13 protein-coding genes are annotated in these 14,209 nt (G+C 73.9%); 7 read left to right on the forward strand and 6 right to left on the reverse strand.

Going from position 1 to position 14,209, the window contains the following annotated elements; translation table 11 throughout:
- Window positions 1-7 precede the first annotated feature (7 nt).
- From ACIF8S_RS13730 to ACIF8S_RS13740, 3 genes are all read right to left on the reverse strand, one after another.
- Window positions 8-1,600 (reverse strand): transporter, encoded by a 1,593-nt coding sequence (locus ACIF8S_RS13730; protein ID WP_399999277.1) that lies wholly within the window; start codon window positions 1,598-1,600, stop codon window positions 8-10.
- Complete coding sequence (locus ACIF8S_RS13735) at window positions 1,597-2,373, reverse strand: ABC transporter ATP-binding protein (protein WP_399999278.1); 777 nt, start codon at window positions 2,371-2,373, stop codon at window positions 1,597-1,599. Before ACIF8S_RS13735 ends, ACIF8S_RS13730 begins: the two co-directional genes overlap by 4 nt.
- Before the next feature lie 74 nt (window positions 2,374-2,447).
- Window positions 2,448-3,110 carry a bifunctional DNA primase/polymerase gene (locus ACIF8S_RS13740; protein WP_399999458.1) on the reverse strand — a complete coding sequence of 221 codons (663 nt, stop codon included), beginning with the start codon at window positions 3,108-3,110 and terminating at the stop codon, window positions 2,448-2,450.
- A 309-nt stretch (window positions 3,111-3,419) separates the two neighbouring features.
- On the opposite strand from ACIF8S_RS13740, the gene ACIF8S_RS13745 reads away from it, so the two are divergent.
- Both ACIF8S_RS13745 and ACIF8S_RS13750 read left to right on the forward strand, forming a co-directional pair.
- Window positions 3,420-4,805, forward strand: coding sequence for a transcriptional regulator (locus ACIF8S_RS13745; RefSeq protein ID WP_399999280.1), 1,386 nt, complete (start codon window positions 3,420-3,422; stop codon window positions 4,803-4,805).
- A gap of 190 nt (window positions 4,806-4,995) precedes the next feature.
- Window positions 4,996-6,678 carry a hypothetical protein gene (locus tag ACIF8S_RS13750; protein WP_399999281.1) on the forward strand — a complete coding sequence of 561 codons (1,683 nt, stop codon included), beginning with the start codon at window positions 4,996-4,998 and terminating at the stop codon, window positions 6,676-6,678.
- Between the two features lie 164 nt (window positions 6,679-6,842).
- On the opposite strand, the gene ACIF8S_RS13755 is transcribed toward ACIF8S_RS13750, so the two are convergent.
- A complete protein-coding gene (locus ACIF8S_RS13755; protein WP_399999282.1) occupies window positions 6,843-8,159 on the reverse strand; it encodes an ABC transporter substrate-binding protein in 1,317 nt (438 codons plus the stop codon).
- A 172-nt stretch (window positions 8,160-8,331) separates the two neighbouring features.
- On the opposite strand from ACIF8S_RS13755, the gene ACIF8S_RS13760 reads away from it, so the two are divergent.
- Together ACIF8S_RS13760 and purU are read left to right on the forward strand one after the other, a co-directional pair.
- A complete protein-coding gene (locus ACIF8S_RS13760) occupies window positions 8,332-8,778 on the forward strand; it encodes a hypothetical protein (protein ID WP_024884252.1) in 447 nt (148 codons plus the stop codon).
- A 47-nt stretch (window positions 8,779-8,825) separates the two neighbouring features.
- Window positions 8,826-9,707, forward strand: a complete 882-nt coding sequence (gene purU / locus ACIF8S_RS13765) for a formyltetrahydrofolate deformylase (protein WP_399999284.1) — start codon at window positions 8,826-8,828, stop codon at window positions 9,705-9,707.
- A 95-nt stretch (window positions 9,708-9,802) separates the two neighbouring features.
- Here purU and ACIF8S_RS13770 read toward each other — a convergent pair whose 3' ends face one another.
- Together ACIF8S_RS13770 and ACIF8S_RS13775 are read right to left on the reverse strand one after the other, a co-directional pair.
- The gene (locus ACIF8S_RS13770) at window positions 9,803-10,990 is read right to left on the reverse strand and encodes a maleylpyruvate isomerase N-terminal domain-containing protein (RefSeq protein ID WP_399999285.1); all 1,188 of its coding nucleotides are present in this window, start codon (window positions 10,988-10,990) and stop codon (window positions 9,803-9,805) included.
- Window positions 10,987-11,568 (reverse strand): sigma-70 family RNA polymerase sigma factor, encoded by a 582-nt coding sequence (locus ACIF8S_RS13775; RefSeq protein WP_399999286.1) that lies wholly within the window; start codon window positions 11,566-11,568, stop codon window positions 10,987-10,989. Before ACIF8S_RS13775 ends, ACIF8S_RS13770 begins: the two co-directional genes overlap by 4 nt.
- Before the next feature lie 362 nt (window positions 11,569-11,930).
- Here ACIF8S_RS13775 and ACIF8S_RS13780 point away from each other — a divergent pair, with 362 nt between their 5' ends.
- From ACIF8S_RS13780 to ACIF8S_RS13790, 3 genes are all read left to right on the forward strand, one after another.
- Entirely contained in the window at window positions 11,931-12,311 is a 381-nt protein-coding gene (locus ACIF8S_RS13780; RefSeq protein ID WP_349798720.1) for an STAS domain-containing protein, read from the forward strand.
- Window positions 12,312-12,484: 173 nt separating this feature from the next.
- Window positions 12,485-12,997, forward strand: coding sequence for an EF-hand domain-containing protein (locus tag ACIF8S_RS13785; protein WP_349798718.1), 513 nt, complete (start codon window positions 12,485-12,487; stop codon window positions 12,995-12,997).
- Window positions 12,998-13,480: 483 nt separating this feature from the next.
- A complete protein-coding gene (locus ACIF8S_RS13790) occupies window positions 13,481-13,945 on the forward strand; it encodes an ATP-binding protein (RefSeq protein WP_399999459.1) in 465 nt (154 codons plus the stop codon).
- Window positions 13,946-14,209: the final 264 nt, after the last annotated feature.

Here is a 14,209-nt window from a genome sequence, read left to right on the forward strand (position 1 = left end):
GGCGCGGTCAGCCCTTGCTGACCGCCGCGATGATCTCCGGGAGCCGGCCGGCCGTCCGGGGCGCGGCGAGACGCAGACCGCCCAGGGCCAGCAGCGCCCCGTAGACCGTGCCCACGGGGAGCAGGAGCCACCGGAGGTCCTGGCCGCCCTCGGCGAGGTTCAGCCAGATGGTGGCGGCGATCACCGGGAGGCACAGCAGGGCCGCGGCCATCATGCCGCCGAAGATCGAGATCCAGGCGAGCCCGACCTGGCCGGGGGCGACGTTCTTGTAGCCCTCCTGCGGCACGGAGTACGGGAAGCGGGCCGAGGTCCACGCGCCGGTCGCGAGCATCGCGCCGAGCAGCGCGAAGGACAGGCCCAGCGCCTCCGGCAGCCGCGTCCAGTCGTCCAGCATCGCCGTCGTCAGCACGGTGACGAGCGTGGCGTACGGCAGGGTGATCAGCAGCAGCGCCAGGGCGCGGGCGCGCAGTTCGACGTAGGCGTCACGGGTGGAGGAGATGGTCGTCGCGACCATCCAGAAGGCGGAGGTGTCCTGCCCGAACTGGTTGTACATCTGGATGCCGAGCATCCCGGCGGCGAAACAGGCGAAGTACACCGAGCCGGTGCCCTGCCAGGCGTTGAACACCGGCACGATCAGGCCGATCGCCAGCGACGTCACCCACGCCGCCTTCGTCTTCGGGTCGCGCCAGATGTAGCGCAGGCTGCGCTCCATCACCGTGCCGGTCCTGCCCTGCGGCAGCAGGCGTCCGAGTCCGGGCGAGGGGCGGTCGCGCACCGCGGAGTCCCCCGCCTGCAGCGTGGAGCCGTCCGGCGCGGTCATCAGCCGGGTCAGGGAGCGCGACCACAGCACCAGCAGCGCCGCCAGCGCCGCCGCGCTCACCGCCAGCTGCGCCGCCGCGACGCCGTACGACCCCTCGCCGGCCGTGTGCACGGCGCCGACCGCCGACGCGGCCGGGAACCAGCGCAGCACGTCCGCCACCGGGTCCAGCTGCTCCAGACCGGACGAACCGAGCTGCTGCGCGCCGAAGTTGACCACCTGCGCGCCGATCGCGATGACCAGACCGCTGAGCACCGCGAGGTCGCGGCCCTTGCGGCTGGTGAGCAGCCGTACGTTCGCCGCGGCCACGGCCCGCGCGAGGGCCACGCACACCAGCAGCGCCAGCGGGGCGGCGAAGACGCCCACCGCGAAGGCCGCCGCGCCGTGCGCGACGGCGATCACCGAACCGGTCAGCAGGCACAGCGAGAAGAGCGGTCCGATGCCCACCAGGGAGGCCGCCAGCAGGGCCCGGACCAGGGATCGCGGGCGCAGCGGCAGCATCACCAGGCGGGTCGGGTCGAGGGTCTCGTCGCCGCCGGGGAAGAACAGCGGCATCACCGCCCAGCCGAGGGCCAGCACCGCCACCAGCAGCACGACCAGCGACTCGACGTGGCCGAAGCCGCGCAGCGCGACGAGTCCGAGCACCTGGAGCGCGGCGAACAGCAGGGCGAAGACGGCGGAGGCGATGTACGCGGCGCGGCGGCCGCCGGACTGGCGCAGGCCGTTGCGCAGCAGCGACAGCTTCAGCCGTACGACGACGGGGGTGATCGCGGGCGCGCTCACCGGGCCCCGCCGCCCAGCCAGTCGAGGTCGGAACCGGCGTCGCGGCTGTCGGCGCCGACCAGTTCGAGGAACGCCCGCTGGAGGGTGGGGGCGTCGCCGCGGACCTCGGCGAGCGGGCCGTGGGCACGGATGCGGCCCGCGGCCATCACCGCCACCCAGTCGCACAGCGACTCCACGAGCTCCATCACGTGCGAGGAGAACACCACCGTGGCGCCGGACGCCGTGTAGCGCTCCAGGACGCCCCGGATGGTCTGCGCGGACACCGGGTCCACGCCCTCGAACGGCTCGTCCAGGAACAGCACTTCCGGGTTGTGCAGCAGGGCGGCGGCCAGGCCGATCTTCTTGCGCATGCCGGTGGAGTAGTCGACGACGAGCTTGTGCTGGGCGCCGGCCAGCCCGAGCACGTCGAGCAGCTGCGTGGCGCGCTTGTCGACCTCCTCGCCGGGCAGCCCCCGCAACCGGCCGCTGTAGGCGAGCAGTTCCCGCCCGGAGAGCCGCTCGAAGAGACGAAGTCCCTCCGGCAGGACGCCGATCCGGGCCTTGACCGCGACCGGGTCACGCCACACGTCGTGCCCGGCGATCTCGACGGTGCCCTGGTCCGGGCGCAGCAGGCCGGTCACCATGGACAGCGTGGTGGTCTTCCCGGCGCCGTTCGGCCCGACCAGCCCGATGAACCGCCCGGCGGGCAGTTCCAGGTCGATCCCGCCGACGGCGACCTGCTCCCCGAACCGCTTCCACAGGCCCCGCACGCGTACGGCAACAGTCCCCACCACGTCTCCCTCCGTCGGCCCCGAGCCTAAGGGGAACGGGCCGCGGGATCACGGTGCGGGGGCGGGCGGGGCTCCGGTCACCGGTCCCGGCCGCACGCGTACGCCAGCGCGGACGCCAGCTCCTCCGCGTCCGGCAGCCAGCGGTTCTCCCGGGTCGGCCGGCGGACCCACTGCACGGCCCCGCGGCATCCGACCCGGGTCGGCGGCGCGGCCACGTACGACCCCTCGCCCAGGACGGCCAGGTCGAGCGAGGGCAGCGCCCACCCCAGGTCGCGCACCAGCTCCGGGAGCTTCGCCGCCGCCCCCGGGAGCACGAAGAACTCCGTGCGCCGGTGCGGTGTCCGGGTCACCGGGCCCGGCGTGAGCCCCATCCGCTCCATCCGCGCCAGCGCCAGGAGTCCGGCCGTCTCCGGCACGGAGATCGCGTCGAAGGTGCGCCCGGTGGGCAGCAGGATCGAGGCGTCGGGCCGCTGCTGCCACATCCGGCGCGCGACGGTGGCGCTGCCGGTGGACTGCGCCGCCCAGTCGGGGCGGTCCGGGTGCGCGCCCGGCGCGGAGCACGCGAGGTCACCGCACGAGCAGACGTGCATTCCGTCGACGACCTCGGTCCAGGTGCCCGGCACCACGTCCCAGTGCCGCTCCTCGGCATAGCGCACGGCGGTGTCCAGCAGCGATTCCCCGCGCTGCGTCGGGATCTGTACGGCGTCGGCGCCCGCGATCGTCTCTTCCACGATGAACACAACTACAGCCGTCACCAGGGGTTACGCCCGCCCCTGTGCGCGGGGGAGGGGCATCGGGTCCGTGTCCGGGGCGCATGGGTGCATCCGTGGGGGCGCGCGGGGGGATCCGCCACCGCGACGGGGTAACCAGGAGGGGGGCCGGCAACCGCCGTTACCCCGGCAATTCTCACATGTCCCGCATTGTCGGTATGTCGACGGGGCATTGATCCTCCCGGCCGGACGTCTCGCCGGGACGACGTGAGACGTACGGCCGCGGACAACACGTCAACCCGGTGCGTGGGCAGGCACCGCAGCCTCAGGGGGTACGCCATGGCCGCAAGGCCGCTCGTCGCCCGGCAGCCGAACGAACGGCTGCAGGCGCTCATCCAGGAAGCCGGATGCTCCAACGCCGGACTGGCCCGCAGGGTCAACATGTGCGGCGCGGAACACGGCCTCGACCTGCGCTACGACAAGACGTCGGTGGCGCGCTGGCTGCGGGGCCAGCAGCCGCGGGGCCGGGCACCGGCGATCATCGCGGAGGCGCTGGGCCGCAAGCTGGGCCGTACGGTCACGATCGACGAGATCGGCATGGCCAACGGCAAGAACCTCGCGTCGGGGGTCGGCCTCCAGTTCTCGCCGACGGTGCTGGGAGCCATCGAGCAGGTCTGCGAGCTGTGGCGCAGCGACGTGGGGCGGCGGGACTTCCTGTCCGGGTCCTCGGTCGCCGCCTCGGCGCTGGTGGAGCCCAGCCGGGACTGGCTGATCTCCGCGCCCGACGGGCAGGTGGCGCGCTCCACCGGCCCGCGCGTGGGCCAGTCCGACGTGGCGGCGGTGCGGTCCATGACGGAGGCGCTGGTCGCCCTGGACCACCAGTACGGCAGCGGGCACGTCCGCCCGGTCGTGGTGCACTACCTCAACAGCGTCGTCTCGGGGATGCTGGCCGGGTCGTACCGCGAGGCGGTGGGGCGCGACCTGTTCGCCGCCGTCGCCCGGCTCACCGAACTCGCCGGGTACATGGCCGTCGACACCGGCCAACCGGGCCTGGCGCAGCGCTACTACATCCAGGCGCTGCGGCTGGCGCAGGCGGCCGGGGACCGGGGCTACGGCGGGTACGTGCTCGCCGCGTCCATGAGCCACCTCGCCGCGCAGCTCGGAAACCCGCGCGAGATCGCCCAGTTGGCGCGGGCGGCCCAGGAGGGCGCGCGGGGGCGCGTGACCCCCCGCGCGGAGGCGATGTTCCTCGCGGCGGAGGCCCGGGGACACGCGCTGATGGGCGACGCCCAGGCCGCGGAGGCCGCCGCGGGCCGCGCGGTGAGCGCCCTGGAGGCCGCCGAGCCGGACTCCGGGGACGACCCGCCATGGATCGCGCACTTCGACGAGGCTTACCTGGCCGACGAGTTGGCGCACTGCCACCGTGACCTCGGCCGGCCCGAGGCCGCCGCGCGGTACGCCCAGGAGTCGTTGGACGGCCACCCGCCCTCGCGGGCCCGGCGCCGGGCGATCGGCTATGTGCTGCTGGCCACGGCCCAGGTGCAGCAGCGCGAGATCGAACAGGCCTGCAGCACCGGCCTGAAGGCGGCGGACCTGCTGGGCGGGCTGCGCTCCAACCGGGGCGCCGAGTACCTGGAGGACCTCCAGCAGCGCCTGGAGCCGTACCGCGAGGAGCCGGTGGTACGGGAGTTCGGGGCGCGCATGGAGTTGCAGGCGGCGGCGTGACGTGCGTGACACGCCGTACGACACGTGAGGCGGGGCGGGAAGGAGGGGACGTAATCAGCGTGCGGTGACCTGGTTTTGTTACCGCGCTCACAGGGCAGGAGGTCAGGTTCTGTGCTGCGTGGCACCGGGCTCCGGGGACCCGGTAGCGTGAGCCGACGATTCACAAGGTCCCCCATTGGTAGGAGTCCCGGTGACGCAGAGTGGACAGGGCGAGGAGCCCTCGGCGCGCCCCGCGCGCGAAGGCATCGTGCTGCCCTCCGACGGTGGTGAACCCCTGCTGCCGGGCATGACGTCCGGTCCCGTGGCGCCCGGCGGCACGGACGGCCGCCCGCCCGCCGGCGGGTTCCCCGCCTCCGCGCCGCCCGGCGGCCAGACCTGGGGGAGCCCCTGGGGCCCAGAGCAGCAGCAGGCACCCGCCCCGGCGGCGGGCCAGGAGTGGCCCGCCGCGGGCGACGGCTCCTGGCAGCCGCAGCAGCCCTCCTGGGACGCCGGCGGCCAGGCCCCGGCCGGGCAGGGCCCCGGCCCGCTGCCCCCCGAGGGAACCCCGCCCCAGGCCGGCTACCCGGCCGCGAACGGCACCCCCGACGCGTACGGCCACGGCGCGCACGCCGGGCAGCAGGGCGCCGGCTACGGGCACACCGGCACGGACGGCTACGGCACCGGCGGCGCGGCGGCGTACGGCGGGCACGGCGCGGGGTACGGCACGCCGGACGGCGGAGGCTACGGCTACCCGGCCGCCCCGCTGCCGCCGCCCGCCCCGGACGGGGCCGAGGGCGCCACGCAGTTCCTCCCGCCGGTCGCCGCGGGCGGTCTCGACGAGGGTGCCACCCAGTACATACCCCCGGTCGCCCCGGGCGCGCTGCCGCCCGAGATGCCCGCCGCGCACGACGCGGAGGCCACCCGCAACCTCGCCATGCCCCCGCAGCCCGCGGCCGGCTCCGGCCCGCTGCCGCAGCACGGCAACCCGGACGCCGAGCCCACCCAGTTCATCGCCCCGATCACCGACCACGGGCCGCCGCAGCCCTACGGCGCCGCGCCCGACGACGGCAGCCGGCAGCCGCCGGCCGAGTTCGACAACCTCTTCCGCAACGACGACGGCGGCGCCGCGGGGTCCACCCAGCAGCTTCCGCGCATGGAGTACGGACGTCCCGCCCGGGCCGACCGCACCCCGTCCGGACCGCCCACGCCTCCCGCACCGCCCGCCCCCCGTGGCGGACGCGGCGGCGGTGGTGGCGGGGGCGGCGGCCCGCGGTGGCCGCTGATCGCCGCGGTCGGGGTCGGCATCGCCGTCGTCGGCGTCGGCGCGGGCGCCCTGCTCGGCAGCGGCGGCGGCGGGGACGACGACTCCGGGAAGAACCAGCCGGTGTCCGCCACCGCGCCCGCGAGCGAGGAGGCCTCGGCCTCACCGTCCGCCGACCCGGCCCGGGAGCAGGCCGTCGAGCTGGACAAGCTGCTGGCGCACAGCGGCGACAGCCGCAGCACCGTGATCAGCGCGGTGGAGGACGTGAAGTCGTGCCGTGACCTCGGCAAGGCCGCGTCCGACCTGCGGGAGGCCGCGAAGCAGCGGAACCAGCTGGTGACCGACCTGTCCCAGCTGTCCGTGGACAAGCTGCCCGAGCACCAGACGCTGACGGAGGCGCTGAGGAAGGCGTGGAAGGCGTCGGCCTCGGCCGACGACCACTACGCGCGCTGGGCGGAACAGACGGCGGGCAAGAAGGGGTGCAAGAAGGGGCAGGCGCGGTCGACCCGTGAGACGGAGGAGGGGAACCGGGCGAGCGGGACGGCTACGGAGCAGAAGAAGAAGGCGTCCAAGGTGTGGAACGAGATCGCTCGTCAGTACGGGCTGACCGAGCGGGCGCCGACCCAGTTGTAGGGCTGGGCCGGCGGGGCGCCCCTGCGGGGCGGGGGGCTCCGGGTCGGGGGCGGGTGCCGGTGCGTGGGGGCTGATCGCGCAGTTCCCCGCGCCCCTTGAGGGCGTCGCGGTTGCCCGTGCCCTTGTCAGGGGCCTCGTTCAGCGACCCCGCTCCCCGAGGGTGTTCACAGGGGGGCGTTGCGGAGGGTGGCGGTGACGTCGGTGAAGCCCTTCGCGGCGGAGACCAGGCGGCCCTGGTCCACCGTCTGGAGGGTCACGTTCGCGTTGACCAGGCGGGGGAGGCCGACCGCGGCCAGCTCGTCCTGGAACCGCCAGCGCAGCGTCGGCGTGAGATCGCCGGTGGAGACCTTCAGGCCGCCGTCCAGCGCCCCGCTCACCGTGTCCGCGCTGACGTCGCCGTCCCCGAGCGACTCCACGGCCTGCCGGAGGACGGTGTAGGCGATCCACGTGGTCTGCACCCCGGCGTCCGCCGGGTCGATGCTGTTGTCGCCGAACGCCTCCGCCCGGATCACCTCCTTCATCGGGTTCCAGCGCGCGTCGCCCGCCTCCGGGTACCAGCCGGTGACGTACGCCCCCTCGTACGGTCCCGACGCCCCGCCGGACGCGTCCAGCACCGTCTGGTCGACGCTGCCCAGCACGGTCGCGGTGCGCACGTCGGGGTGCCCGGCGCGGGCGCGCCGGAAGGAGTCCATGAAGGTGCCGGTGCGGTCCCCGAGCGCCGGTACCACGCAGCCCTTCTCCCCGGAACCGGCGGCGGCGTGCTCCAGCGCCTGTTCGGCTGTGCCGCCGTAGGAGGTCGCGGCCTCGGCGGCGCGCAGGTCCCCGGCCGGGTCGTGCCCGCCCGCCGCCAGGCCCGAGTCCAGCAGCGGGGGCAGCTGGTCGCCCGCGATGGTGTCGGGCCGGACCAGGGCGACCGGCCCGCACACGTCGGCGAGGGTGCGGCCGAGACCTGCCAGCAGGGCGGGCTGGCCGCCGTTGACGGGATAGGACAGCGGGCTGGTGAACTCGTCGTGGGTGATGCCGTAGCCGCCGATGTACGGGACGCCGGCGGTCTCCAGCGTGGGCAGGAAGGCGTCGCCGTGCCGGCTGTAGGAGCCGACCACCGCGACGGCGTTCTCCGCGACCGCGCGCCGGGCGCAGCGCGCGGCGGCCAGCGGGTCGTCACCCTCGTCGCAGGTCAGCACCTCCAGCCGGCGGCCGTTGATGCCGCCCCGGGCGTTGACCCAGCGGCCGTAGGCCTCGGCGAACGCGGGCATGCCGGACTTGTCTGCGGCCCCGAGTCCGCCGGTGTCCTCGGGCGCCCACGTCATCACGGTGATCGTGTCGTCCCCGGAGCCCCCCGTGACCCCGGGCACGATCCCGCATCCCGCGACCAGCACGGCGCACGCCGCCAGGGCCCCTGCGGCGAGGGCGCCGGCACGGGCGGTCCGGGCGAGGGGGAAGGGGAGGACGGTGCTGCGGATGCGTCGCCTGCCGGTCATGCCCCCGCACGATTCCCTCACACGGCGAACCCGGGAGTGACCCTCGGTCGACGGACGGTGACGCGGAGGTGAATTGCGGGGTCCCGTCCGACCGGTGCGGGAGGGAAACGTACGATCGACGACCGTGCAAGGTTCGGAGAACTCTTCCCGTCGCGGCCGTCGCTCCTCCACCATGGGCGGCATGCCACTCAACGACATGCCGTGGTGGCGCTGGCGCAGCAATGTGCGCTCCGCGCTGCACATGCTCTCCGACCCCGGCTTCCAGCGGGACGTCTGGCTGGCCGGCGTGCCCGGCTACGGGGACGTCACCGACGCCGTGTACCGGCTGGTCGAGGACACCTGGCTGGACAACTGGTCCGCGGAGAAGTACGTCGGCACGATCTTCCGTGACTCGCAGGAGGCCGCGCTCGTCGACACCGCGGTGCTGCGCGTGCTGCGGATCATGCACCAGGTCGGCCCGGACGCCCAGGTGACCGCGTACCTGGAGCACGAGGGCTGGCCGGAGGCGGTCCGCGCGGCGCGCGACGCGCACGTACGGATGGCGGCGAGCGACGGCGACGACCCGGACGCGCCGCCCAGCACGCTCGAGGTGCTGCGCATCCTGACCCGGTCCGCGTAGCGGAACGGCAGGCCGGGCGCGGGCCCGGGTGTGCGACCCTTTCCCCCATGAGCGAGCAGTCCACCCGAGCCGCGGCCCCGGCCGACCAGTACGTCCTCACGCTGTTCTGTCCCGACAAGCAGGGCATCGTGCACGCCGTGTCCAGCTACCTGTTCATGACCGGCTGCAACATCGAGGACAGTCAGCAGTTCGGCGACCACGACACGGGTCTGTTCTTCATGCGCGTCCACTTCTCCGCCGAGGCGCCGGTCACCGTGGAGAAGCTGCGGGCGAGCTTCGCGGCCATCGGTGACTCCTTCCAGATGGACTGGCACATCGACCGGGCCGACGAGAAGATGCGCATCCTGCTCATGGTCAGCAGGTTCGGGCACTGCCTGAACGACCTGCTGTTCCGCGCGCGGACCGGCGCGCTGCCGGTGGAGATCGCCGGTGTGGTGTCCAACCACACCGACTTCGCCGAGCTGGTGGCCTCCTACAACATCCCCTTCCACCACATCCCGGTGACGAGGGACTCCAAGCAGGAGGCGGAGGCACGGCTGCTGGAGATCGTGCGCGAGGACGAGGTCGAACTCGTCGTCCTCGCCCGCTACATGCAGGTGCTCTCCGACGACCTGTGCAAGCAGTTGTCGGGGCGGATCATCAACATCCACCACTCCTTCCTGCCGAGCTTCAAGGGTGCGAAGCCGTATCACCAGGCGCACGCGCGGGGTGTGAAGCTGATCGGGGCGACCGCTCATTACGTCACCGCGGACCTGGACGAGGGGCCGATCATCGAGCAGGAGGTCGAGCGGGTGTCGCACGACGTCACGCCCGATCAGCTGGTCGCCGTCGGGCGGGACGTGGAGTGCCAGGCGCTGGCGCGGGCCGTGAAGTGGCACGCCGAGCGGCGCATTCTGCTGAACGGCCGCCGTACGGTCGTGTTCGCCTGAGAGGCGGGGCTCCACGGTCTCGCCGGCGACTGCGGGCCGCAGGGGGCCGAGAACCACGGACGTACCCGCACCCGCCGACGAAACGCAAGGCGCCCTCACATACGGCTCAAGCTCGCCGCGGCGAACAGGACGTCCCTGATCGCCTCGCGGTCCCCCTCCTGCCCGGCGGCAGCCTCAGGCGGAGGCACATGCCCCGCCGCCAGCCGGCAGAACTCCGCCCCGTCCAGCGCGACATGCGCGACCTCATGCTCCGCCGACCCCTTCGCCGCCGGCGAGTCCAGCGGGATCAGCCACTCCCCGCCTCCGGAACCCTCGATCTCCAGCCGCAGGCTGCGCCCCGGCTCCCCGGCCGACACCAGCCGGCGTTCCACGGGGGCGGCCAGCCCGTGGTGGCGGCGGTTCTCCAGGACCACCGGCAGCAACCGGGCCGCGAGGTCCACCATGTCGTGCAGGTGCCGTCCGGAGGGCGGATCGTAGGGGTAGTCCACCGCCTCGGCGATGTCCTCCGCGTGCACCCAGCACTCGAAGGCCCGGTCCAGCATGGCGTCGTGCAGCGGCAGCGCGAAGTCGCCGTAGGGGACCGTCATGCGGCCGGTGTCGCTGCCGGTGAAGGAGACCGTGCGGATCAGCCGGTGGCTCTGCTCCCGCCAGGGGCCGCGGACGGCCCGGGTGGGCGGGAAGCGCGCGGCGTGCCAGTAGGCCTCGGTGCGGTCGGACGGTGTGGGGCGGGCGGGCCGGACGTCGCCGAGCGGGTCCTCCAGGCCCAGGGCGACCGCGACCAGCCCGTCGACGGTCAGCAGGTGGGCGATGACCCCGGCGACCGTGGTGCGGCGGGTGCTCGCCTCGTCGCCCTCGTACCAGCGCAGCCGGACCGGCGCGTGCCACTCGGAGTCCCCGAAGTCCTGGAGCAGCGCGTCGAGCCGCGCCGTCTCGGCGTCGTAGGCGGTGGCCCACTCGGGGACCGGGATGCGCGGAGGGCGCCGCTCCAGGCAGGTCTCCAGGACGCGGGTGCGCAGCGCCGGGTCCAGGTCGAGGCTCTCGGGCCGGTGGAGCAGGCCGACCGCCTCACGCAGCCGCAGGGCCTCGTCCGCGCAGGGCCCGCAGTCGCCGAGGTGCTCCTCGACGGCCTCCGCCTCGGCGGGTGCGCAGGCGGCCAGCGCCCAGGCGCCCAGCAGCGACTTCAGCACGTGGTGCTCCGGCGCCGGGGGCGGACCGCCCGTCGAGGAGGCGAGGGGGCCGCGGTCGTCGCGGTCGCCGTACGGCTCGGGGCGGCGCCCGCTCACGCGGCACCTCCGATTCCGGGCGGGGCGCCCGGCGCCTCGGTGTCGTGGGCGGTGGCCAGCAACTGCAGGCCCAGGCGCAGCCGGCGGCGCGCCTCCTCGTCGGTGACGCCCAGGTCGGCGGCGGTCTGCCGGTAGTCGCGGCGCTGGAAGTACGCCAGTTCCAGCGCGGCCCGCAGCGGTGCGGGCATGGACTGCACGATGTAGTCGGCGCGGGCGGCCACCGTCGCGTGCCGCACCTTGCGTTCCAGGTCCTCGGTGGTGCCGGGGCCGCCCCGGGCGAGCGCGGCGGTCTCGGCGGTGCGCAGCCGCTGCACCGCCAGCCGGTTGGTCAGGACGGCGAGCCAGCTGCGCAGGGGGCCCTGCCGGGGATCGTAGGAGTCGGGATGCTGCCAGACGTGCGCGAAGACGTCGCGGGTGACGCCGTCGGCGGCGTGTTCGTCGTCGAGGACGCGGTGGGCGAGGCCGTGCACCAGGGAGGCGAAGCGGTCGTAGAGCTCGCCGAGGGCGGCCGCCTCCCCGCGGGCGAGCCGCTGCTGCATCTTGCGGTCCCAGCGGGGCGGTGCGTCCCTTTTCGGCATGCGGCCCCTCACCCCCTGTTCGTCCCCCGGGCCCCCGGGGTGGTCGGTGCCCGGGGCCGGTGTGTGACCGGCGACGCCACGAATGTAGTCGCCACGGACGCGCGTGCACGCCCCTTTGTGGCAATGTGCGCCCCTCGCGAAGCCCACCGTGGTAAGAGGCCGCCGGTGCAGGTCGTTTGCCGTACGGATCACACCTTCCCTACCGTGAGTCGATCGGAACCGACCGAATCAGATCGAAGGCGACCAAAACAAGCCCTTTCTGTTCGGTAACCGTTTCTGGGGCCGTGTTTCAGGGAACGGCCGGTGGGCAGCCGCGCTGCAAGGAAGCGTAGGTACTGCTTCCGTTTCGGCGAGCGAGGGGCGTGGTGGTGACCTTCAAAGTGACCGACCAGGAGAACGGCTCATGGGCCGTCCTCCGGGTCTCCGGCGAGCTCGACCTGGTGACCTCCCCGGTGCTGCGGCAGCGGGTGCACGACGTGGTGGCCGAGGGGCGGCACGCGCTCGTCCTCGACCTCTCCGAGGTGTGGTTCTGCGATTCCAGCGGGGTGGGCGTGCTCATAGCGTCCCGCCGGCTGCTGCGCTCCTGCCAGGGCCGGCTGCGGCTGATCCTCCCGGCGCGGGGCGCCGCCGACGGCAGCCACGTCAACAAGGTGCTCGGCGCGCTGGGTGTGCGCCGCCTGTTCGAGATCCACCCGGACGTCCCCTCCGCCGTCGACGAGGACGCCCGCCCGCTCTCGGCCTGAGCCGCCCGTTGTTCACCCCCCGCCCGCGCGTGGCGCCCCTCACATGTGTCACACGCGTGTCCCGTTGTTCCCCCGGACTTGGTCCAAGCACCGCTTTCCGGCTCCTGCCTGCCCCCTCACCCCGTACGCTCCCAGCGAGACGACCCTCCGACCTAAGGCGGCCTGAAGAAGACATGGTCACCAGCGAGTACGAGCGCAGGATCGCGGCCCGCTTCGCCGGCTTCGACCAGGACGGCAACGGCTACATCGACCGCGAGGACTTCAGTTCCGCGGCCAAGGCGCTGCTCGCCGAGTTCGACACCGCGGCCCGTTCCGACCGGGGCCAGGCCCTGTACGTCGGGGCCGAGGCGTTCTGGCAGGGCATGGCCGGCATCGCCGACCGGGACGGCGACCAGCGCATCACCCGCGAGGAGTTCGTGAACGGCGCGGTCAAGCGGCTGCGCGACAACCCCGAACGCTTCGCCGAGATCGCCCGCCCCTTCCTGCACGCGGCGCTCGCCGTCGCCGACACCGCCGGGGACGGCACGGTCGGCGTGGACAACACGGCGCGTGTACTCACCGTGCTGGGGGTCGCCGAGAACCTCGCCGGGCAGGTCGCCGGAGCGCTGGACACGGACGGGGACGGCCGCATCGGCGAGGAGGAGATCGTCTCCGCGTTCGCCCGCTACTTCACCGTGCCCGAGTGACGCACCGGACATCCGTGTCACGGATCGTGGCATTCTCCTGATCACGGAGCGTCGGGAGCGGGGTCCGTCCGGCGGGTTCCCCGTCACCGCCCGGAGTCGGAGGCCGGCTCCGGTAGCTTGTGTGGGATGCGAGTCGTTGTGAGCGCGCATCGCGGCCGGGCCGCCCCGTCGGCGGCGGCCCTCCGGCCGGTTCTCGCGGGCGCCCGCCGGGTGACCGGGCCGTCCGCGGCCGTCCGTTCGACTCCTCGTGGCGAGCGTCGCACAGTATGCCGCACGGGTACTCCTTCGCGCTGGAATATGCCCGAAGCGCTTGTTGAGGTGACTCAACGTCAACCATGCTGTGCCGTAAGGGAGTCACGGACCGTGATCCCTTTCCTGGTCATTGTTCTGGGCATGCAGAAAATGGCTAGGATCGTGGCCCTCGTGAGGCGCGAGTCCAAGTGTCCGCCGGTTCGGATGGTGTGAGCGGTGCAGGTGCTTCAAGTGCAGCTGGAGATCCGGCCCGACCCCGCTGAGGTGGGGCGGGCCCGGCGCTGGGCCCGCTCACGGCTGGCCGGGTCCGGCATAGGGGTGGACGAGCCGCTGGCCGAGACGCTGATCCTGCTCGTCTCCGAGCTGGTCACCAACGCCGTGGTGCACACCGGCTGTCCGGCCGTCCTGAGGCTGTCCCTGCCCGGGCAGGACGCGGCCGAGGAGGTCACCGTCCGGCTGGAGGTCGCCGACCGCAGCGGCCGGGCGCCGGTGCCGCGCTGCGTCGACGGCGACGCGACCGGCGGGCGTGGACTGGCCCTCGTCGACGGCCTCGCCGACCGCTGGGGCTGGAGCACCGAAGGCACCGGCAAGCGCATCTGGTGCGAACTGGACCGCTGCGGCGGGACGCCCGGGTCCGGCACGTCCTGCGGCGGCGGCGCGGCGACGTACGACGGGCTGGCGTACGAGGCGGTCTGAGGTCTGCGGGCACCTCGACCCAAGTTGCCGCGCCTCCGGGAGAGCACGGGGGCACAGGGCGACGGCCGCGCGGTGCCCTGTGTGATCCGGTGCGCCGGGTGTGCTCCCGTGCGCCGAGCCGACGAACAGGGCAATTGCGGCGAGTCGCGCATGACCACCCGAAACGGTGTTGACGTGCCGTGACGAGGTGATCACGCTGGTCGTCAGCGACGCGCAGCGAGGGGACGGCGAGGGCCCTGACGGGAGTCCTCGACGAGTGCGGGT

This window comes from Streptomyces sp. NPDC085937, assembly GCF_044540535.1.
In the GTDB taxonomy this organism is placed as follows: domain Bacteria; phylum Actinomycetota; class Actinomycetes; order Streptomycetales; family Streptomycetaceae; genus Streptomyces.